The 22603-nt window shown below is 32.6% G+C and carries 22 protein-coding genes; 6 read left to right on the top strand and 16 right to left on the bottom strand.

Annotated elements, in window-relative coordinates; all coding sequences use genetic code 11:
- Positions 1–275 precede the first annotated feature (275 nt).
- Positions 276–1400 carry a choice-of-anchor J domain-containing protein gene (locus ACUUYC_RS11945; protein ID WP_474266078.1) on the top strand — a complete coding sequence of 375 codons (1125 nt, stop codon included), beginning with the start codon at positions 276–278 and terminating at the stop codon, positions 1398–1400.
- Positions 1401–1512: 112 nt separating this feature from the next.
- Here ACUUYC_RS11945 and rlmN read toward each other — a convergent pair whose 3' ends face one another.
- The 11 genes from rlmN to rsgA all read right to left on the bottom strand — a co-directional run bounded on the left by rlmN (position 1513) and on the right by rsgA (position 14835).
- Positions 1513–2553: a dual-specificity RNA methyltransferase RlmN gene (rlmN, locus tag ACUUYC_RS11940; RefSeq protein WP_474266077.1), complete on the bottom strand. Its 1041-nt coding sequence runs from the start codon at positions 2551–2553 to the stop codon at positions 1513–1515.
- A gap of 171 nt (positions 2554–2724) precedes the next feature.
- The gene (locus tag ACUUYC_RS11935; protein WP_474266076.1) at positions 2725–3768 is read right to left on the bottom strand and encodes a hypothetical protein; all 1044 of its coding nucleotides are present in this window, start codon (positions 3766–3768) and stop codon (positions 2725–2727) included.
- Positions 3769–3959: 191 nt separating this feature from the next.
- Positions 3960–4343 carry a VOC family protein gene (locus ACUUYC_RS11930; protein WP_474266075.1) on the bottom strand — a complete coding sequence of 128 codons (384 nt, stop codon included), beginning with the start codon at positions 4341–4343 and terminating at the stop codon, positions 3960–3962.
- 151 nt (positions 4344–4494) lie between these two features.
- Entirely contained in the window at positions 4495–5550 is a 1056-nt protein-coding gene (gene queA / locus ACUUYC_RS11925; RefSeq protein ID WP_474266074.1) for a tRNA preQ1(34) S-adenosylmethionine ribosyltransferase-isomerase QueA, read from the bottom strand.
- Between the two features lie 79 nt (positions 5551–5629).
- Entirely contained in the window at positions 5630–6859 is a 1230-nt protein-coding gene (locus ACUUYC_RS11920) for a 3-phosphoshikimate 1-carboxyvinyltransferase (RefSeq protein WP_474266073.1), read from the bottom strand.
- Between the two features lie 22 nt (positions 6860–6881).
- Entirely contained in the window at positions 6882–7208 is a 327-nt protein-coding gene (locus ACUUYC_RS11915; RefSeq protein WP_474266072.1) for a nucleotide pyrophosphohydrolase, read from the bottom strand.
- Positions 7209–7336: 128 nt separating this feature from the next.
- Positions 7337–9349 carry a transglutaminase domain-containing protein gene (locus ACUUYC_RS11910; protein WP_474266071.1) on the bottom strand — a complete coding sequence of 671 codons (2013 nt, stop codon included), beginning with the start codon at positions 9347–9349 and terminating at the stop codon, positions 7337–7339.
- A gap of 26 nt (positions 9350–9375) precedes the next feature.
- Positions 9376–11376 carry a transglutaminase family protein gene (locus ACUUYC_RS11905; RefSeq protein ID WP_474266070.1) on the bottom strand — a complete coding sequence of 667 codons (2001 nt, stop codon included), beginning with the start codon at positions 11374–11376 and terminating at the stop codon, positions 9376–9378.
- 31 nt (positions 11377–11407) lie between these two features.
- Complete coding sequence (locus ACUUYC_RS11900; protein ID WP_474266068.1) at positions 11408–13315, bottom strand: DUF3857 domain-containing protein; 1908 nt, start codon at positions 13313–13315, stop codon at positions 11408–11410.
- Positions 13316–13426: 111 nt separating this feature from the next.
- Positions 13427–13879, bottom strand: a complete 453-nt coding sequence (gene dtd, locus ACUUYC_RS11895; RefSeq protein ID WP_474266067.1) for a D-aminoacyl-tRNA deacylase — start codon at positions 13877–13879, stop codon at positions 13427–13429.
- A gap of 2 nt (positions 13880–13881) precedes the next feature.
- Positions 13882–14835: a ribosome small subunit-dependent GTPase A gene (rsgA, locus tag ACUUYC_RS11890; protein WP_474266066.1), complete on the bottom strand. Its 954-nt coding sequence runs from the start codon at positions 14833–14835 to the stop codon at positions 13882–13884.
- A gap of 352 nt (positions 14836–15187) precedes the next feature.
- Between rsgA and ACUUYC_RS11885 the strand changes: the two genes are divergently transcribed.
- From ACUUYC_RS11885 to ACUUYC_RS11870, 4 genes are all read left to right on the top strand, one after another.
- Entirely contained in the window at positions 15188–15772 is a 585-nt protein-coding gene (locus ACUUYC_RS11885; RefSeq protein ID WP_474266065.1) for a hypothetical protein, read from the top strand.
- 180 nt (positions 15773–15952) lie between these two features.
- Positions 15953–16165, top strand: coding sequence for a hypothetical protein (locus ACUUYC_RS11880; protein ID WP_474266064.1), 213 nt, complete (start codon positions 15953–15955; stop codon positions 16163–16165).
- A gap of 46 nt (positions 16166–16211) precedes the next feature.
- Positions 16212–16463, top strand: coding sequence for a hypothetical protein (locus ACUUYC_RS11875; protein ID WP_474266063.1), 252 nt, complete (start codon positions 16212–16214; stop codon positions 16461–16463).
- A gap of 25 nt (positions 16464–16488) precedes the next feature.
- A complete protein-coding gene (locus tag ACUUYC_RS11870) occupies positions 16489–16671 on the top strand; it encodes a hypothetical protein (RefSeq protein ID WP_474266062.1) in 183 nt (60 codons plus the stop codon).
- Between the two features lie 64 nt (positions 16672–16735).
- Here ACUUYC_RS11870 and ACUUYC_RS11865 read toward each other — a convergent pair whose 3' ends face one another.
- From ACUUYC_RS11865 to ACUUYC_RS11845, 5 genes are all read right to left on the bottom strand, one after another.
- Positions 16736–17818, bottom strand: a complete 1083-nt coding sequence (locus tag ACUUYC_RS11865) for a chorismate mutase (protein WP_474266061.1) — start codon at positions 17816–17818, stop codon at positions 16736–16738.
- A 70-nt stretch (positions 17819–17888) separates the two neighbouring features.
- A complete protein-coding gene (locus ACUUYC_RS11860) occupies positions 17889–18737 on the bottom strand; it encodes a prephenate dehydrogenase (RefSeq protein ID WP_474266060.1) in 849 nt (282 codons plus the stop codon).
- Between the two features lie 2 nt (positions 18738–18739).
- Entirely contained in the window at positions 18740–19117 is a 378-nt protein-coding gene (locus tag ACUUYC_RS11855; protein WP_474266059.1) for a nuclear transport factor 2 family protein, read from the bottom strand.
- 1 nt (position 19118) lies between these two features.
- Positions 19119–20264: a pyridoxal phosphate-dependent aminotransferase gene (locus ACUUYC_RS11850; protein WP_474266058.1), complete on the bottom strand. Its 1146-nt coding sequence runs from the start codon at positions 20262–20264 to the stop codon at positions 19119–19121.
- Positions 20264–21091 (bottom strand): prephenate dehydratase, encoded by an 828-nt coding sequence (locus ACUUYC_RS11845; protein ID WP_474266057.1) that lies wholly within the window; start codon positions 21089–21091, stop codon positions 20264–20266. Before ACUUYC_RS11845 ends, ACUUYC_RS11850 begins: the two co-directional genes overlap by 1 nt.
- 334 nt (positions 21092–21425) lie before the next feature.
- Between ACUUYC_RS11845 and gldA the strand changes: the two genes are divergently transcribed.
- The gene (gldA, locus tag ACUUYC_RS11840; protein ID WP_474266056.1) at positions 21426–22322 is read left to right on the top strand and encodes a gliding motility-associated ABC transporter ATP-binding subunit GldA; all 897 of its coding nucleotides are present in this window, start codon (positions 21426–21428) and stop codon (positions 22320–22322) included.
- The last annotated feature ends 281 nt before the right edge of the window (positions 22323–22603 follow it).

Raw genomic sequence — 22603 nt, 5'->3', positions numbered from 1 at the left:
ATTTTATAGTTTTTAACAAGATTCAAGCAGTTCTATATGTAACTCCTTGTTTTATTTTCACTTTTCTGAATATAAATTCTGGGAGTTACGTCTGTTTTTGGCATTGAATACAATTGTTTTTGTTATTAACTTCTTTATAGAGAATTAAAGATTTTCACCATATTTCTTTACATAATTTATAAAAATATCCATATTCACAATAAAAATAAAGGCAATGTGCTAGAGTTCTATATTTTTTCATAACTTTATGAATACTAATACTTAAACCCTTTTTTATGAGAAAAATTACTTTTTTTCTGATTTGCATGTTTTTTCAACTTGGACATGCACAATTATCAGAAGACTTTGAAGCTAGCACAATGATTCCTGCTGGATGGACAAGTTATGTCGGAACAAATGGCCTCGGAACTACTGAAAACTGGCAAATAAATGATGGAACTACCAATAATTTAGCATTTGTTACTTGGGAAGCCGTTGTCGGTGGAAATGCAGAAGACTGGCTCGTAACTCCACAATTTACTGTAGATGCTACAAATTTTATCCTTTCATTCGATCAATCGGATAGTTTCGCTACAGATTATGGTTCTACGTATACAGTAAGAGTTTCTACTGGCGCAAGTCAAACGACACATGCCGATTTTACCATCATTGATACACAAACAGAATTAGATGTTTGGTCTGGTGGACCATTAGCACAACATACTGTAGATTTAACAGCCTATATTGGACAACCTATTTATGTTGCTTTTGTTTTAGAACAAAACGATGGTGACCGTTGGATTTTAGATAATATAAATATGATTGCTAATGCAACTGCTCCAAACCCAGCAGATACACCAACACCTGCAGACATGGCTATGAATGTATTTGTTGATCCTGCTGATGATAATACAGATGGAACTCCTGATAATTCTGTCACTTTTGCTTGGCAAGCTGCCACTACAGGAGATCCTGCTACTGCGTATGATGTATATTTAGGTGATTCACCTGCTACATTAGCTTTACTTGGAACACTTGGAAATACAACAGTAGATATTACTGGAATGGAATATTCGACATTATATTATTGGCAAATTGTTGCTAAGAATGTAGGTGGTGACGCTATGAATTCTCCTATATGGAGTTTTACAACCGAGTCAGATCCTTTATCTGTTGAAGAAGTAAATTCAATTAATTTTAAATATTATCCAAATCCAACAAAAGGATTGGTACAATTTGAAAGCACGTTGCCTATTAGCTCGTTAAAAGTCACTAACTTATTCGGTCAAGAAGTGATTCGTATGAATGAAAATATTTTAGCTTCAAAGCAAATGGATATTTCTTCATTAAGAGCTGGAACTTATATAATGATTGTTACTATTGGTGACAACGTTAGTTCTTACAAAATTATAAAAGAATAAACACGATTTATTAAATCGCTTATTAAAGCCTTTAAAGTTTTTACTTTAGAGGCTTTTTTATTGAAAAGATTTAAATAGATTTCTGTCTATACAAGAATGACATCAGAGGAAATTATTCTTTATTAGCTAATTGTCCACAAGCAGCATCAATGTCTTTTCCTCTAGAACGTCTTACCGTAACCGTAATTCCGTTTTGCTCTAAAGAATCTACATAACGATCAATAGCTTTGTCACTAGCTTGTTGAAATTGTCCATCATCAATTGGATTGTATTCTATCAAATTGACTTTACTTGGTACATCTTTACAGAATTTCACCAATGCATTGATATCTTTTTGCTGATCGTTGATTCCGTCCCAAACTACATATTCGTAGGTAATTTTATTTTTTGTTTTGTCATACCAATATGCCAGCGCTTCTTTTAAATCCGTCAATGGAAAGTGCTCATTAAACGGCATAATTTCTGTTCGAACTTCATCAATAGCAGAATGCAGGGAAACAGCTAGTTTGAATTTCACTTCATCATCCGCCATTTTTTTGATCATTTTTGGAACACCAGAAGTTGAAACCGTGATTCGTTTTGGCGACATTCCTAAACCTTCATCTGATGTAATTTTATCAATTGCTTTGATGACATTATTATAGTTCATTAACGGTTCGCCCATTCCCATGAATACGATGTTTGATAATGGCCTGTTTTGATATAATCTACTTTGTTGATCAATAGCAATTACTTGATCATAAATTTCGTCAGGATTTAGATTTCGCATTCGTTTTAATCGCGATGTAGCGCAAAATTTACAGTCTAAACTACATCCGACCTGACTTGACACACAAGCTGTTGTTCGCGTACTTGTTGGAATTAAAACCGATTCTACAGTCAATCCATCATGCAAGCGTACTGCATTTTTAATCGTACCATCATTACTACGTTGCATTTTATCTACACGAATGTGATTGATGACAAAGTTATCTTCTAACATTTGACGTGTTTCTTTGGAAACATTAGTCATGTCTTCAAATTTATGTGCGCCTTTTTGCCATAACCATTCATACACTTGATTTCCTCTGAATGCTTTGTCGCCTTCAGATACGAAAAAATCTCGAAGTTGTTCTTTACTTAACGCGCGTATGTCTTTTTTCACTGCTTGCATGCTGCAAAAATAGTGAGAATTTGTGAGTTTGTAGTTTTAAACTTTAGTTCCTTTATCTTCAGGCAAGAATCATGTATTCCTTATTGTAATTCTCAATTTTTATTTTCATCCATTGAGATCTAAAATTTAAGATTCATTCTATCAAGAAACGATCTCACATCTATACATTATTTACTTTTTGATTTCAATTTCTAATTCAAAATCGCCTTCCGTTAAACCTTCTGCTCCCACAACACCGATAACTATTTTATAAGGACGACTAATAGCATTTAATCGAACTTTCCGTGTATGATCTTGCGTTTTTCCTCGCCATTTACGATCCCATTTATGGTCAGCTTCACAAGTAATACAACTACTCAAGTTTGGAGGTAGTTGTTCATTGGTTAAACCAACCTGGTATGCATACAAACTAAAATTCTGTTTTTTATTTTTTGGAATCACTTTGATAAACATTTCAGAACGCTTCGGTATCGTTGTTGAATACAAAACATGTTTCCCAGAAAACTTTTGATTTCGAATACTAGGAAAACACGCAACACTACTATTGGAAGCCCATGATAAATCATTGATAAAACCACCCGTTTTAAGATTTCCACTTACTGTTGTGACTGCACCTTTTGTCTCTATTTTAGTGATTTCAACTTTAGATGTTGACTGAATGACTTCTTCTCCTCCATTTAGTTTTATTTCTATAGTAAAGTCAGCTTCTGTCAAACCTTCTGCACCTACTACACCAATGACTATTTTATATGGACGATTAATAGCATTCAATCTAACTTTTCTAGTATGATCTTGTGTTTTTCCTCGCCATTTACGATCCCATTTATAGTCCGCTTCACATGTAACACAACTATTTAGGTTTGGTGGTAGTTGTTCATTCGTTAAACCAACTTGATATGCATACAGACTAAGATTCTGTTTTTTATTCTTTGGAATGATTTTGATAAACATTTCAGAACGTTTCGGAATTGTTGTTGAATACAAGATGTGATTCCCTGTGAATTTTTTGTTCTGAATCGAAGGAAAACATGCAACACTACTATTTTCTGCCCATGATAAATCTGAAATTTTTTCTCCATCAGATAAATTGCCTTGATACGACACTGTACTGTTTGCTTTGACTTTTAGTACTGGAAGTTGTTTATTTCCACTTTGCGCGAAAGCAATGCTAGTAATTAATAAACAAAAGAATGCGTGTAGAATACTTGTTTTCATGACGTAATGATTATGTTTGATTTTTCAAGAATACGCACAACGCTTTGTTTAATAACGAGTTGCACACTCAAGTTATTAAATGTAGCAAAAAACAAACCTAATAAAAGCTTACATGTATTTTTGGTTAGGAATTCTGTATAAATAACCATTTATGGAATACTAGTAATATTCAAAAAAACAAAATGAATTTATTACATATCATCATTTATTTCAATCCAATATCCGTTTGGATCTTGAAAATACACCTGTTTTATTCCATCTTTTCGAATGTAATCTTTGTTTGTTGTACCAAGCCAATCAGAATAATCAATTTTTAATTCCTTAAGATGTTTTATAAATGAATCTATATCAGATGTTGCCATAGCAAAATGAACCGCTTTATTAACTTTTATTTCAAAATTTGGGCGAGGAATTAAATGAAGTTGTTTTCCTTCATTGAGAGACAACCATCTTGTTTTTGAATTTGAAGCAGTATTCTCAATTTCTTCAAGTTGAAGTACTTTTTGATAAAATTCAACAGATACGTTTACGTCTTTAACAGAAAGTGCTATGTGATTGAATGAAAAAGTATGCATGTATTAAGTTTTGTTTTCAGGTTTCTGTTTACTAATTGGCAGCTCCATTGTAAAATCTAGCGGAAGCTTTATTATATCATTCTGAACAAACCAAAAATACAAAATCCTGCCAAAGACAGGATTTTATATAGTATTGATATGTGTTTTCTATTTACAGAATTAACATTGCATCTCCGTATGAGTAGAATTGGTATCCATCTTTGATTGCTTCTTCATAAGCTCTTAAAATAAAGTCATGACCTGCAAACGCTGAAACCATCATTAATAATGTAGATTTTGGCGTATGGAAGTTTGTAATCATACAGTTTGCAATACTGAATTCGTATGGAGGAAAGATGAATTTATTTGTCCAACCTTCATATTCATTTAGTGTTAAGTCAGAAGAAACTGCACTTTCTAATCCACGCATTACAGTTGTTCCAACTGCACAAACTTTTCGCTTCGTTTTCTTAGCATGGTTTACTGTTACTACAGCTGGCGATTCGATTTTTAGTTCTTCCGAATCCATTTTATGCTTTGATAAATCTTCTACTTCTACAGGGTTGAATGTTCCTAAACCTACGTGAAGTGTAATTTCAGAGAACTCAATTCCTTTAATCTCTAAACGCTTTAATAAGTGCTTTGAGAAGTGTAAACCTGCAGTTGGTGCTGCAACAGCTCCTTCTTCTTTTGCATATATTGTTTGGTAACGCTCTTCATCTTCTGGCTCTACATCTCTTTTGATGTATTTTGGAAGTGGCGTTTGTCCAAGTTCGCTTAGTTTCGTTCTGAATTCTTCGTACGATCCGTCATATAAGAAACGTAATGTACGACCTCTTGAAGTTGTATTGTCAATTACTTCAGCTACTAAACTTTCATCTTCTCCAAAGTATAATTTGTTTCCAATTCTAATTTTACGTGCTGGATCAACTAAAACATCCCATAAACGTTGGTCCTCGTTTAATTCTCTTAATAAAAAGACTTCGATTCTTGCTCCTGTTTTTTCTTTGTTTCCAAATAATCTTGCAGGAAATACTTTCGTATTGTTCAACACCATTACATCATCTTCGTCAAAATAATCAACCAAGTCTTTGAATTGTTTGTGCTCAATTGTTTGTTTTTCACGATCTAACACCATCAAACGTGCTTCATCTCTATTTTCAGAAGGGTATTCAGATAATAATTCTTCGGGAAGATCAAAACTGAAATGCGATAGCTTTTTTGCCATAAGTCTTTTTAGTTATTTTTTTAAGAACCGCAAATATACAATCTCAAGATAGGCGTTGTCAAGTATTTAGGGAGTTTTTTTAGTTTTCTTTTAATAGAATCCCAATCTTTTCCAAATCTTTCCAAAAATCTGGAAACGATTTTGAAACTACATTGGCTTTTTCTATTGCTAACGGAACACGCAAAGCTAACGGCGCAAAAGCCATTGCCATACGATGATCTTTGTAGGTTTCTATAGAGATATCTTCGTTGATTGAAGTTGCTTTGTGTAAGTGTAAAGATTCGTCTGTAATATCTACAGAAGCGCCAAGTTTTTCCAATTCAGTTTTAAGTGCAACTAATCGATCCGTTTCTTTGATTTTTAATGTGTGCAATCCGATCATTTCACAAGACAGTTGCAATCCAAAAGCTGTAACCGCAATTGTTTGCGCAATGTCTGGTGCATTTTTCAAGTCGAGCTTGATGGTTTTCTGAGTTGCTTCTTCCTTTTTAGTAAGTGTAATTGTGTTTTCAGAAAAGATTGTTTCTACACCAAATTCTTGATAGATTTCTGCCAAACATGAATCTCCTTGCAAACTGTTTTGTTTATAGGATGATAATTCAATTGTTGTTCCGATTTCGCTTAGCGCGATTAAACTATAGAAATACGAAGCCGAACTCCAATCAGATTCTACCGTGAAATTTTTCACTTCTTGATTTGCCTCAAATCGTGCAACTTTGATCGTGTTTTCTTCAAAACTCGTTTTCACACCTAATTCATCGAGTAAAGAAAGTGTCATTTTGATATACGGAACCGACGTGATTTTCCCATCTAGCGTAAGCGTTAAACCATTTTCTAATGTTGGCGCAATTAGTAATAATGCAGAGATATACTGACTACTTACATTGGCTGCCAACGTCACTTGATTTCCTTGTAGTTTTTGTCCTTTGATTTGTAAAGGTGGATATCCTTCGTTGTTTGTGTATTGAATGTCTGCGCCTAGTTGTCGCAAAGCATCTACCAATATTTTTATTGGTCGTTCTTGCATTCGCGAAGAACCTGTTAATGTAATTTCCTGACCATTTTGTGTTGCATAGTATGCTGTTAGGAAACGCATTGCAGTTCCTGCATGGTATATATCTTTGATAGAGTCAGAAGATTTTAATGCTTTTTGCATTAGTGTAGCATCATCTGAATTTGAAATGTTTGCAATTGAAATCGTAGGATATAAAGCTTGTAGTAGTAATAACCGATTTGATTCACTTTTGGAACCTGTGATCGCAATGTTGGATTGCTTATGAAGTGATGATTTTTGAAGCTTTATGTTCATCTTATTTTATTCTTAATGTAATTTATTTTAATTTTTCGTTGTTGTGATGACGATCATGATCACGTTTCGTTTTTTTGTCCATTTTTTTATCAAATGCTTCTTGCAAGTTGATTCCTGTTTGATTTGCCAAACATAAGACTACAAAAACTACATCTGCTAATTCTTCGCCTAAGTCTTTGTCTTTATCACTTTCTTTTTCGCTTTGTTCTCCATAACGACGTGCAATGATTCGTGCTACTTCACCAACTTCTTCTGTAAGTTGCGCCATGTTTGTGAGTTCGTTAAAATACCGAACACCATGTTCTTTAATCCATGTATCTACCTGAAGTTGTGCTTCTTTGATGCCCATAAGACTGTGTTTTGTTTTAATAAAAAAGTGACTTTATAAACATGTTTATAAAGTCACTTGTAAAAATATAGTTTTTCAATGAATTATTTCATGCCTTTTCGCAGAAACATTTTCACTTTTTACTGCTTTTAGATTTTCTTCAATACTACTTTTTCTTGTTCTTTTTCAACAAGTATTCTGTAGAGTTCTCGTAGTGCCCCGTATTTATCAGATGGAATTACTGCTGAATTGATTTCTTTTAGCATTACCACACTTATTCCGGTTGGAGTTTTGGTAATTTTGAATGCGTATGAACCTAAATTATCTGGCAATCGAACCGTAGCTACTTCTGGTAATGATTCTATTTCATACCCTTCTGGTATACTTATATTCATCATTATTTTTCGTTTCCACGGATATCCAAAATCAACAGGATAAATTCTTTCTTCTGCTTTGAACGGATTTTCTGTTGTTGCAAGATAGAATAATGGTGAAAAGTAAAGCTTGTCTCCAATGATTTCTGCTTGTGCTTCTTTTAAAAACGCATACGACTCTAATATTGGCTTTCCAATGTTGGGCACATTTTTTACGTTGTATTCTTCTATTTCAATATCACTAATTGAGTTTTCTAATCGCTCTAAGTAATTATCTTCGTCTGACCTTGCATATCCATTTCTGAATGAAAGTGCATTGTGCGATGTAAATTGCGTTCGTTGCTTTCCTTTTATGTTTCCTGTGTCGTCAAGTGCTATGTTCATTGTAGTCGTTTCCAAAGCACTTTTTTTCGGCATTAGACTTATTCTTGTCCAGCTTCCATCTTTACGAATGAGCCTTCCAATCCAGTTGAGCGCGCGCATTGGTAATATGTTTGGTTCTCCGTAGTAATTGGTTGCATCTAAAAGAATTACTGCATTATCTATTTCGATTGCCGTGATTACATAGTTGAAACCATTTAGTGTTGGAAACATATGAATTCCGTGTCTTCTTGTACTAAGTAATACAGGATTTGCTTCCACGCCAGCATAGCGTAACATTGCTGTTAACATGAGATTCATATCTGCTACATTTCCTGTTTTTTCTTTGTATGCCTTTTTAACGCCTACATCTGAATATTTACCATAGTTACCATTCCATTTTACTTTATTCTGAACATAATTATAGATTTTAGCGGCTCTTTTCATCATGCTTGATTCATCAGCTATTAATGCATCAATATCATCTTTGAAGTATGAACTTTTACCAAGTTGTTCTCCAAAGTTTTCACTTCTGTAAATTGTTCTTACAATATCATCCCACGATCTTGCATTGTATTTTACAGGTTCATTTGGCATTGCTATCTGAGTTAATTCAAATTTTACCGTACTACGATAATTGCTAATGTTACTCACATATTTTTCTTCTTTTAATGCAGGAATATTTTTTAATTTGAATTTCGTAACATTGTATTCAACATCAATTTTATCTTCGTAAAAAGCTGTTTTTGTAGTACTAAAACCTCCTTCTGCTCTTGTTTTAGAACGCAATGTTATTTGTTTTCCAGTCGCTGATTCTTCTGGTTTTATCATATAATATCCTTTGTAGTGTTTTTTGAAAGTATGATAAACCGGCGCTTCAAAAGTAACATCAATTTTGTTTAGTGGAATTGAATATTGAAAGTTGTATTCGTTGATATTTCCTAAAAATGGTGATACGAATTTGTATTCATATTCTATAACGCATCCTTCTTTTATGTTAGGCATCGTTATTTTTTCTACATCAATATTATCAGATACATGTTCTTTGAATATTCCGTCACTACGAAGTTTTGTTTTTTTTATTTTTCCATCTACAAGATTGTATGTATACCCTTTGAGTCCATTGATTTTTTCTCGTGTACTGTTTTGTCTATACATACGCACTTCATGATTTGCCCAATCAAATCCGTCTTTAGTATAGATTTTTATACGTCGGTAAACCGTTGTTTCAACTAAGAATCCTTGTCGTTGTATGTATTTTATTTCTGTATGCATTTTATTATACAGCATTGCTGCGTTCGCATCAGCTTCTAATGGATGTTGTTTTTCTTCTAATTCTGCTTTGGATATTTTACCAAATTTAAATTCTTGAGCATGACTGAATGTGATACATATTAATGTCAATATGCATAAAATACTTTGTTTCATCGAGGTTGTTTTTGTGGTAAAGGAATTTATATTTTCTTCAATACTATTTTTTCTTTTTCCTTTTCAACTACCATTTTATAGAATTCTTTAATGTTTCCATAGTAAGGAGAAGGAATAATTAGTGTGTTCATTTTTATGGAAGTACTTAGATTGATTCGATTTCCATCTTGAGATATCATGTATTTGAATTCTCCTAAGTTATCTTCAATTCCCATTGCTAAAGGTGCTGGAATTGATTCTATTTCGTATCCTTCAGGAATTTCAATTGTAATTCGATTCGTATTATTCCATAAGTGATTGAAATCTATAGGATACTCACGTGTTTCTGCTTTAAGTGGGTTTTCAGAAGTTGCTAAGAATAGTAATGGAGAAAAGTAGAGTTTGTCTCCTATAATTTCCACACCATCTTCTAATGTAAAACTGTAAGATTCCGTAACTGGTTTCCCAAGATTTTTTTCGTTTTTAACCGTGTATTCTTCTATTTCAATACCTTCTATGTCGTTCTCAAGTTTTTCAACATATTGCTCTTTATTTGTTTTACTATATTCCTTTCTGAAAGCTAATGCTTTGTTTTTGCTAAAGCTAGATCGTTCTTTTCCTTCTACAACTCCATCTGCTCCAATTTTGAAATTGTACATACTTAGTTTTACTGAATGTTTTTGAGGTACTAAATCTACTTCTGCTGAAGATCCATCTTCACGCACAATTCTACCAATCCAATTAATGGCTCTTGAAGGCAATACATTTGGTGCTGCATATGGTTCTGTTGCATCAAATAATACAAGTCCATTGTTGATTTCTACAGCGCTTATTACATAATTGAATCCTTTTGATGTTGGAAATAATGGAATTCCATTTCTACGCGTACTTACTAATACAGGATTTGAATTTACACCTGCATATCGTAACATTGCTGTCAGCATTAGATTGATATCTGCAACATTTCCAGCTCCTTCTTTGTATGCTTTTTTCACACCTTTTTCAGTTGTGAAACCATATATACCATTCCATTTTACTTTCGTTTTCACGTGATTAAATATGATGGCTACTTTTTCTGCTTCGCTTTTCGCATTTTGAAGTAATCCGTCTACATCATCTTTAAAATAACGTGTTTTACTAAGTTCATTTCCAAAACTTGGAAGTTTGTAGATACGTTCTACTATTTTTCCCCAAGATGTATTGTAGTTTTTTATTTCTCCGTTAAACGCTTCAAAACTTGCCAATTCAAAACCAATAGCTGTTGCATAGTTTTTTATGTTATGGATGTATGATTCTGCTTTTACTGCAGGCACATTTTCTGCATTGATTTCATATACATTTTCATAGAATGTTACAGTAAACATTTTTGCCTGCGTTCTAACAATTCCATTACCAGCTCTTGCCCTGTATGGAACACTCATGTTTTTATTTTTCTTACTTTCATTAAATTTTGCAGGAAAATATCCTCTGGAATTTCTTTTGTAGTAGAAATATTTTGGAATTTTCAAAGTGTTTTCTGTCTTATTTACAGGAATTCCATATTGAATTTCTACATCATGAATTGTCCAACCAGCATCTACTAATCTATATTTAAATTCAATAACACTTCCATCTTTTATATTCGGAAATGTCATCGTTTTTTTATTCCAGTACTTATTGATTTCAGTATCAAATATTCCGTCACCTTTTAGTTTTGTTTTCTCTATTTTTCCATCGATAAGATTGTATGTGTATCCTTTAATTCCTGATATTTGATCATCTCCACGATTTCCTTGATATAAATGAACGTTATGTGTTGCCCAATTGACACCATCTTTGTTATAGATTTTTATGCGTCGTGTTATTTCAGTAATTACACGCCATCCATCATCTCTATTGAAATCAAAGAATGTTTTTCTGTTATTGTATAAGATTGCAGCATTAGCATCTGCTTCCAATGGATGCTGTTTTTCTGCAATTTCTTCTTTGGATACTTTTCCGAATTTAAAATTTTGAGCATGTACACCTATTGAAAGGAATGTGAATGCAATTAAGATGTATGATTTCATATGATTTTGTACTAGGATTATGAATCGTTTTTTATTTTTTGACAAGCACTATTTTTGAATTATCAAACTTTACTATTTTTTTGATAAATTTTCGATAGTTTTTATATTCTTCTTTTGGATATTGTCCGTCTTTTATTTTAATCGATCTTTCGTATACCAATGTTTCATCATCTTTTTGTGTGATGCTATAAGAGTAGCTTCCAAATTTGTCTTCCAATACAATATCTTCTGGAATTGCTTCTATTTTATAATCGCTTGGTAGTTTTATTTCATATGAATCTGCATCATAAAAACCTCTTTCAATTTTAAGCGGAAATTTTCGTTTTCTGTAACGATCAGGAACATTACGGTATTTGTTTAAAGCATTTGGCGCAAATAAGATTCTGTCGCCAGTTTTTAAACCATATGCATCAGCATTGAACTTTACTTTTTCAGTAAATACAATGTTCTCTTTATCATTTTCATGATTAATTTCATCAATGGAAACGTTATTGATATTTCGCCAATATCCTTTATAGTATTTGTCTTTTTCTAGTTCTGATCGGTCTGCTACATGATATCGATTTGCATATTGAGTTCCTTCAGTTGTAACCGTTACTTCTACATTGATTTTCCCGTCATTATCTAGCGTATACGAACCTATAGTTTTTTGAAAATTTTCTTCAGTTTCGTATTTTTTGGTACGTTTTATTTTTCCACCTTCAGGTGTAATTACCAATACATTTCTGTTGTCTGTAAAATCTCCAATAAAACCAAAAGGTGCTTTTTGACTTGTACATTCTAACCAAATATCATCTCCATCATTTGGAATGTTTAAGATGACATGATTTCCTTGTGCTAACGAAGCAAAATCATCATAAAAACCTACGATTTCATCTCCTGCTTGCACATGTGTATAATATGATTCTACGCCTGCAATTTTTAACAACGCCATCATATAGTTTGATAATCCTTTACAATCGCCATAACTAACTCTGTCTACTTCAGCTGCTGTAATTGGCTGAAAACCACCAATTCCTACTTGCACACTGATGTAACGCGTTTTGTTTTGCATGAATTCATAAATGATTTTTGCTTTTTCTACATCAGAAGTTACGTCAGCAATTAAGCTTTGAATTTTTGCTTTGGTTCCTTCATCAACTTTTGCTCGACCTGCTATTAAGTTTTTATACATCCAAACACCGAAATCATTCCAATTGTTAATTTCAGCTTTGATTCCGTCATAACTAAATTTATTGAGCACTATAAAAGCTCTCGGTTTTATTTCAGTTTCAGAAGGACTTAATGATTCAGATTTTATTCCTGGAATATTTTCAATTGTATATGTTAATTTCCCTGGAACATCATTCGTTACAACACCAAATTCTTCTAAGTTGAGTTCTTTTTTGTGTAGTGCAAATGATTCTGGATACTTTAAAGTGTACGTACTTTTTTCTACTCCAAGATAATATTCTACAGGAGCAAAACTAGGAAAGTGCGCTGTGTTTTTTGTTTGTACTGTACTTGTAAATACCGCAGTAAATGGATATGATATAGGTGTGTAATCGGCATATTTTATGCGAGAATCTGAGTAGAGCGTTGCGCCTTGCACAGCACTTACATCTTTGAAGTCTTTTTCACGAATTCTTTTGATTTGCTTCCCAAACTTATCATATATTTTTACTTCAGCTTTCTTGACTTTAATGTCGTCATCATACCAAACGGCAGCTCTAATTTTACTCAAGCCATTTTCGTTTAAAACGGTTACAATCCGTTTTTTAGACATTTCAACATCGTCAATTGCTTTTACATCAATATTCATTTCATGATGTCGTACAACAGCATTAGCATTTTTTGTAAGTTCTGGCGAAAGTGTCAGATAAGTTGTGAGGTTTTCTTGTGATTGTACGAGGTTAATCGTGAACACTAAAAAGAAGACGTATAATAGTTTTATGCGCATACAGTATTATGTTTTTTCGGTAAAAGTGGGGAATGGCTACACGAATATAATAAAAGATATTAATTTACCTACAATAAATTAACAAGTGTTAAAAAAAATTAATGAGCGTTATTATTCTTTATTTTTCGTATCAATGATAATTGTGACAGGTCCGTCGTTTAATAAACGTACTTTCATGTCAGCTCCAAAGACTCCCGTTTGTACTTTTATTTGTATGTCTTTTTCCAATTGTGTTACAAATGCTTCGTATAAAGGAATTGAAATATCAGGTTTTGCAGCTTTGATGTATCCTGGACGATTTCCTTTTTTTGTACTTGCGTGTAGTGTAAATTGACTTACTACAATGGCTTCTCCTTTGGTATCAATTAACGAAGTATTCATAACTCCATTTTCATCATTAAAGATTCTGAGTTTTGCAATTTTTGCAGAAAGCCAATTGATATCTTCTTGTGTATCTTCATATTCTATACCTAGAAGAATGAGTACTCCATGACCAATATCAGCTACTTTTTTTTGATCAATTGTAACGCTTGCTTCAGAAACTCTTTGAATTACTGCTCTCATTATTATTGCTCTTTAAATTCGTCTACACGATAATTATTTTCATCGCCTTCTATAATTTGCAAGTAACTTTTGTAGCGCGACCAAGCAATTTCGCCTTCATCAACGGCATCTTTTACAGCACATTTTGGTTCTTCAATGTGGATACAGTTATTAAATTTACATTCACTTTTTAAAGCAAAAAACTCAGGGAAGTAATTGTCTATTTCATCTTTCTCCATGTCTACAATTCCAAAACCTTTGATTCCTGGTGTATCAATTATTTTTGCACCAAATTCTAAATCGAACATTTCGGCAAACGTCGTAGTATGTTGTCCTTGTTTGTGTTGATCGGAAATTTCTTTGGTTTTCAGATTCAATTCAGGAGCAATTGCATTTACTAACGTAGATTTTCCAACGCCTGAATGTCCTGCAAACATACTTACCGTTCCTTTCATTCTATCTTTTATGGCTTCGATGTTTTTATTTTCCTTAGCAGAAATCTCTATGCATTCGTATCCAATATTTTCATAAACATCTCTTAGATACATCACTTCTGCCCTACGTTCGATTTCTGTATAAGTATCAATTTTATTGAATACTAATACACACGGAATGGAATATGCTTCCGCAGTGACTAAGAAACGATCTATGAAACTTGGAAACGTTGGAGGATTGTCAACCGTTATTAATAGGAATACTTGATCAATATTAGCTGCAATAATATGTGTTTGCTTGGAAAGATTGACAGATTTTCGAATGATGTAGTTTTTACGTTCAAAAATTTTATCAATGATTCCAGTTTCAGTGTTGTTTTTGGTTTCTAATGTAAAGTTTACTTTATCACCAACCGCAATAGGATTGGTACTTTTGATACCTTTAAGTCTGAACTTCCCTTTTATCCTACATTCATACGCTTTTCCTTCTTCGGTTTTCACCAAATACCAACTTCCCGTAGATTTATAAACAATTCCTATCATTGCTGCAAAGATCAAGATTATTCTTAGAAAAACAAAAGGTTTCTACATACATGCAAATCTTTTTATCCTTTTGATTTTGAATTAGTTTTGAATTTGAATTCTGACTAGTTTATCTTTTGATTTTCTGGATGCATATATAATGTAATCATTTGGTTCTTTTTGGCAGTAAACTCTAAGTCTGCTTACTCATTAATCTTTTTGAACTTCTTCAATATCAGTAACACTAATAGTAAAAGTATTTCCATCTGGAAAACCAGCTTTTTGTTGCGTTTTTATAAATCCTCAATATGATTATTTACACACAACTTCTTAGTTGAGTAGTTTTGAAGCTAAACATTAAAACACGGTACTTATGAAAAAAAGTTTAAGATTAATCATGTACTTTTTAGCAATCATCTTGATTTTTCCATCTTGCGAAAGTGATGATAATGATAGTATAACTCCAAGCGAAACTTCGAACAAATTAATTTTTGATGGAGTAGAATATCCAATCGCAAAAGCAGTTTCCTACACAGAACTTCGACCTTCTACGCAGGATTATTTTTTTGATATTACATTCTTAACAGAAAATACAGATATTGGAACTACCGAATATTTTAGAGGAAACGGAACTATCTTTAGTTTTTCATTCATTAATCAAACAAATGATTTTCTAAGTAATGGTGAATATGCAAGTGCGCCTTTCCCTGCAAGTGATTTATTTGATATTTATTATTGTGACCTATTCATTGACTATAACTTTGCTCCTTCACTTGGTAATTTCTTTTATGATTTCAGCACACAAGAAGGTTATTATAGAGTAACTCAAGATATAACAGTTGTTATTAATAGAATGGAATCTACTTATGCAATTATTGGTTCTGGTGTTACGGACGATGGGCGAACATTTTCACTTCAGTTTTCTGGAACTTTAGAAATTGATCCTGATTCTGAATAGACATCATCATTTTTCATATTAAAAAAAGAGCGATATACAATATTCGCTCTTTTTTTATTGCGTTTTCATAAACTATCAATGGTGTTCATTGAGCGTTTATAAACCATCAATAGTGTTTCTCTTTTTGACAGAAACTTTTTCCTTCTTTTGATTCATTATTAATTTAAAAATTAGAATATTATGAAGAAACGAAATTTAAGGAGTTTAAATCTTAACAAGAAATTGATTTCAAATTTCAATCCTACATTACTTAAAGGAGGTTCTTGGCCAAGTGCTTGTATTCAATGTCCAACTTGGGGTGAAAAAAGAACTGAATGTGCTTCTGAAGAAACTCTTAATACACTTGCCTTGGGATGCGTTCCGCATGGTCCTTCAGTAGACGGAGATTGTTAGTCTTACTATATACTTTTTTTAACATTAAATAATTAAAATTTATATTATGAAAAAACGAAATTTAAAGAGTTTAACATTAAACAAAGCATCAATTTCTAACCTTACTGGAGGCGGAGAAGGCATCGATACAAATCCAACTTTTACTGGACCGAGTATTACTGTGCCCAACTCAAATTTTATAGGTTGTTGGTCAGATGGTGTAAATTCTTGTCCTACGGAAGTTCCTACTTGTGGACAGGAATCGATAATATACGAGACATGCGGGTTTGACTGTGAAAGTATTCATAAACCATTTTAACTATAACTTTTAAATACTATTAATTATGAAAAAACAAAAGTTGAAAAATTTAACATTACACAAGAAATCAATTTCTAATCTTTCAATAAAAGGAGGATTAAATCCTGAAGATAATTCTGGCGGAAGCGAACAAAATCCAAACTCGATGGACATTTTAAAATGTTCTCCAGCATCCGTAATTCCAAATACAGATTGCGGTTGCGCATAGTTTTTGGCAGTTATTGTTGTATAAAAAAAGCGAGCTAACTGCTCGCTTTTCTTTGCTTATAATTTTAGTTATTTATTATTTTTTCTTGGTGATTAATGGATTCTTGGTGAATTGCTTTGAAGATTCGTAATACAAATTCTTCGCTCAATTTATTTTGCTCACCTTCTAGAATCATTTTTCCTAAGATTTCATTCCAACGTCTGGTTTGTAAAATAGCAACATTTTTTTCTTTCTTTAATGCTCCAATTTTATCAGCAACTTTCATACGCTTTCCTAACATTTCAATTAATTGATGATCGACCACATCAATTTGCGTACGTAATGTATTCAGGGAATTTCTGTATTCTGCTTCTGTATCTGTGGCTTTTCTAATTTTTAGATCTTCCATAATCTCCACAAGTCTGTCTGGTGTAATTTGCTGTTTTGCATCACTCCAAGCATTGTCTGGATCAGTATGTGTTTCTACCATTAAACCATCAAAATTTAAATCTAGCCCAGTTTGACAAATATCAAAAATAATATCTCTTCGCCCTGCAATATGTGATGGATCAAGGATTAATGGTAAATCTGGAAAACGGTTTTGTAATTCAATCGGAATTTGCCATTCTGGATTGTTTCTGTAACGCGTTTTTTCATAGGTTGAAAATCCTCTGTGGATTACTCCCAATTTTTTAATATTTGCTGAATACAATCGTTCAACTGCGCCTAACCATAAAGGTAAATCTGGATTTACAGGGTTTTTTATTAAAACAATTTTGTCTGTTCCATTTAACGCATCTGCTATTTCTTGTACAATAAATGGACTTACAGTTGAGCGTGCGCCAATCCACAAAATATCAATATCATGTTCTAATGCTAAACGTACGTGTGTCGCATTTGCAACTTCGGTTGCTGTAAGCAATCCTGTTTCTTCTTTGGCTTTTTGCAACCATTTCAATCCGAGTGCGCCAACACCTTCAAAGTTTCCTGGGCGCGTTCGTGGCTTCCATATTCCTGCACGCAATACCGTTGCATCAGTATTTTTGAGTTCGTGTGCTATTTTGAGTACTTGATCTTCTGTTTCTGCACTACATGGTCCTGCGATTACTAATGGATGTTCTAATCCGAAAGTATTCAACCAGTTTCTGAGTTCTTTTTTGTTTTCCATGGTTTTTTTACTGTTTTTATTTTGTGTATTCGGTGAGAACACACTATTCCCTTATTATTATTATTTATTATTATATGATTCCGTTTAATATCTTTTTTATATGGTTTGTGTTTTCCATCTCTTTGTAAATTCCTTCAAAGTCATCTTGCATCATCAATTCTTTAAACTCCTCTAAATTAGCAATATACTCTTGCAATGTTTCGATAACATTTGTTTTATTTTGCTCAAATATTGGCGCCCACATACTTGGTGAACTTTTTGCCAAACGTACTGTTGATGCAAATCCACTACCAGCTAAGTCAAAGATATCACGTTCGTTTTTTTCTTTTTCAATAACCGTTTTTCCCAACATAAACGAACTGATATGTGATAAATGTGACACATATGCAATGTGTTTGTCGTGCGATTTTGGGTCCATATATCGAATACGCATTCCTAAGTTTTTAAATAGCTCCAATGCTTTTTCCTGTAATGTGAATGCCGTTTTTTCTACTTCACAAATGATATTCGTTTTTCCATTGAACAATCCTTTTATAGCTGCTTTTGGACCTGAAAATTCAGTTCCTGCAATTGGATGCGACGCTAAAAAATTTCTTCGCTTTGGATGTGCTGCAATACTTTTGCAAATTTTTTCTTTCGTTGAACCTGCATCAATTACCAATGCCTTATCATTTACATGATCTAATACGTTTGTAATTACATTGATTGATACATGCACAGGAATTGCGATGATGACAATTTCAGCATCTTTCACATCAGCAATAGTCGCTTTTTCATGAATTAACTTTCTTTCCAGCGCTTCTGAAATGTGTACTTCATTTGCGTCAATTCCATATAAAACAGCTTCTGGATATTTTTCTTGAATATCCAACGCAATGCTTCCGCCGATGAGTCCTAATCCTATGATGTATACGTTCATGATTAACTAATGTCTACTATTTTACTTATTTTTTGATCTTGAAAAAGAAAGATACTTTTGCCTTCTAGTATTATTTCTTCTCCTTTTTTTAAATCTATAGATACATCTAATGCCAGTATGCCATGATATTTAATGTTAACAATGATTTCATTTTCATTTTTTATAATGTCTGTAATTTGTTGTGTTCTAGATGTAAATAATGCCACAGCTTTTTTAGCTTGCATTTCAAATTCTTGAATACCGTGTGTTGTATGCGTCAATGTTTCTGATGCATAATTTTCAAATACAATATCCACATGTAAGTCTTTCAACATTCCTGAGATATCAAACGCATTGTATGCATTAATGTATGCTTGTATGGATTCAATTTTTTGTTTCATCTCAGATTCTATTGATTACTTCTTTTATTTTTTCTTCCGAATTACATAATGAAAATCGAATGTATCCTTCTCCTTGTGTTCCAAAAATGCTTCCTGGTGTTATAAATACGTCTTTTTCATAAAGCAACTTATCTATAAATTGTTCTGACGTTAGCTTATTATCTTCTGGTAATTTTGCCCAAACAAACATTCCTGCAGTTTCAGTATCAAATGCACAACCTAATTTTGTTGCTAATTCCCAAATACCTTTACGTCGTTTTTCATAAATACTATTCAGTTCCGTAAACCATTCTTTAGAACTTTCCAGTGCTTTGATTGCTCCTTTTTGAATTCCGTAAAACATTCCTGAATCCATGTTGCTTTTTACTTTTAATACATGTTGAATGTGTGCTGCTTTTCCCATCACCATTCCTGTACGCCAACCTGCCATGTTAAACGATTTACTCAATGAATTGAGTTCTAAAGCGACTTCTTTTGCGCCATCAATTGACAAAATACTCAATGGTTCATCATTCAAGATAAAACTGTATGGATTGTCATTAATGATCAGTATTTGATGCTTTTTTGCAAAGACAATTAATTTTTCAAAGAAACTCTTTGTTGCTTTTGTACCTGTTGGCATATGCGGATAATTTACCCACATGAGTTTCACTTTTGTTAAATCTTGCTTTTCAAGTTCCACTAAATTTGGCAACCAATTGTTTGAAGCATCTAAATTGTAATATTTTGGAATTGCGCCTAACAATTTTGTCACAGATGTATATGTTGGATAACTCGGATTTGCAATTAAAACTTCATCACCTTCATCCAAATACGCCATAGAAATATGCATAATTCCTTCTTTACTTCCCATTAATGGCAATACTTCCGTATCTGCACTTAATGAAACTCCATAATTATTCTGATAGAAATCAGCAATCGCATTTCGCAATGCTGGAATTCCTTGATAGCTTTGATATTTGTGCGCAGTTTCATCGTGTAAACTCGCTTCTAAAGCTTCAACTACAACAGTTGGCGGCTGCAAATCTGGACTTCCAATTCCAAGATTTATAATTGATTTCCCAGCGGCTACCAAACCGCGTACTTCACGTAGTTTTTTGGAAAAGTAATATTCTTCAACAGTATGTATGCGTTTTGCAGGAATCATTAGTCGCGTTTATTTTTATAGGTTCCTAATACTTTTAAACTTGTGGTCATTATTTCTAAAATAGAAATTGCTTTTACATAATTTTCATAATCTTCAAAAGTTACATCTACGAAAAAAGCATATTTCCAAGGTGTTTCTATAATTGGTAATGATTGTATTTTTGTAAGATTGAGTTTGCAATCGCTCATAACATTTAACACAGCTGCCAAACTTCCTCTTTTGTGATCGAGTTCAAAACGTATAGATGCTTTGTTAATTTGATCAATTCCATTTACAGGTTTTTCTTTTTGAAGAATTACAAAACGTGTTACATTGGTTTTAATGGTTTGAATTTCTCCTGAAAGAATTTCCAAATCAAATAAATCAGCCGCCATTTTCGTAGCAATTGCAGCAACTCCTTTTTGTGTTTCTGCTTGTATTTTTTGTGCAACAGCCGCCGTATCTACATCTTCTACCAATTTGATATGTGGATATTGTTTGAAGAATTCTTTACACTGTAATAATGCCATCGGATGCGAACATACTTCCGTAATATCTTCAATTGTTTGATTTGGCAACGCCATTAAATGATGATGAATGTTTAAGTAAAATTCACCATTAATATGAATATTGTTGGCATCAATCAATGCGTAATTTGGAATAATAGAACCCGCAATTGTATTTTCTAATGCCATAATTGCATATGTGCTTTTCCCGTGTAATAAACTGTCTACCAATGCATCAAAAGATAAGCATTCATCTAACTGTACATCGTTTCCGAAGTACGCTTGTGCTACTTTATGATGATTGGAACCTTGAATTCCTTGTATGGCGATTGTTTTCTTCATTCGTTTTTGCGCAAAAAAAAAGTTCCGATGAATTTCGGAACTTTCTTTTTTTATATTGTGTTTATTTAGATAAACTATACAACAAGGAGTTCCTGCTTCTTTCTAAAGAAGAAGTAAAAATAACCTTGCCAAAAATAGTTTGCACTAAACATGTTGTTTTTCATTTTGTTATAGCTAAAGTATAGATTAATTTTTATAATCAAAATCCTTTTCCAATATTTTTTGAAGAAAAACGTTTTTAGCAATAAAGAGTAGTGTTTTTTGTTTTTATTTAATTTAAACATAGGAAATACTGATAAAAATTTATGTAGTTTTGAATTTCTAATTCCTTTATATGTCTATAGTTGTAGAAAATATTACAAAAGTTTATGGTGAACAAAAAGCATTACATAATGTTTCATTTACTGTAAAAAAGGGTGAGATTGTTGGTTTTTTAGGTCCAAACGGCGCTGGAAAATCTACAATGATGAAGATATTGACAACATATTTAAAAGCAACTACTGGGAATGCTTCTGTAAATGAGTTTGATACAAACGCAAATGCTAGAAGTGTTCAAAAAAGTGTTGGATATTTACCAGAGCATAATCCGTTGTATTTAGATATGCACGTTCGTGAGTATTTAGCATTTAATGCGAATGTATATAAAACAGCTAAATCACGAATTGAAGAAGTAATAGAAATGACTGGCTTAACATCAGAAGCCAGTAAAAAAATTGGTGAACTTTCTAAAGGTTTTCGCCAGCGCGTTGGATTGGCAAATGCATTGTTACACGATCCTGAAGTACTAATTTTGGATGAACCTACTACAGGTTTAGATCCAAATCAATTAACTGAAATTCGCAACTTGATTACTTCCATTGGAAAAGAGAAAACTATTTTCTTATCAACACATATTATGCAAGAAGTGGAAGCCATTTGTGATCGTGTGATCATCATTAATAAAGGTGAGATTGTTGCTGACACTACATTAGCAAGACTTAAAAAGGATCAACAACAAGTGATTGAGGTAGAGTTTGATTATCGTATTGAAGATGTACTACTTAAACAACTTCCGCATGTTATACAAGTTGACAATACACATGGATTGGTGTATGAAATTACATTTGATACTTCAAAAGATATGCGTTCAACAGTATTTGATTTTGCACATGACAATAGTTTGAAGGCATTACAAATAAATCAGAAAAACAAAAACCTAGAAAGTTTGTTTAGAGAATTGACAGCTGAGTAATTTAGAATTACGCATTACAAATATTAAGTTTTATTCGTTATTTCACGGAACAATACTGCATACAATATTTCCTTTTTTTAATATCTTTAAGATAGAAAATTGCTTGCTATGGAAAATTATACATTAAGTTATTCTAAGAGATCATTTCGATATGCTATCATTAATTTACTCTTAGTTTGTATTTTTATTCTTTTAACAATATTCAAACCTGAAAAAGCAAGTAGAGGTGTATCGCTTTTTTATGGAATCATTTTTTGTGTATTAAGCACACTTAGTTTTTC

This window comes from Kordia sp. E (assembly GCF_056033805.1).
This window is presented reverse-complemented; position numbering and strand designations above follow the sequence as displayed.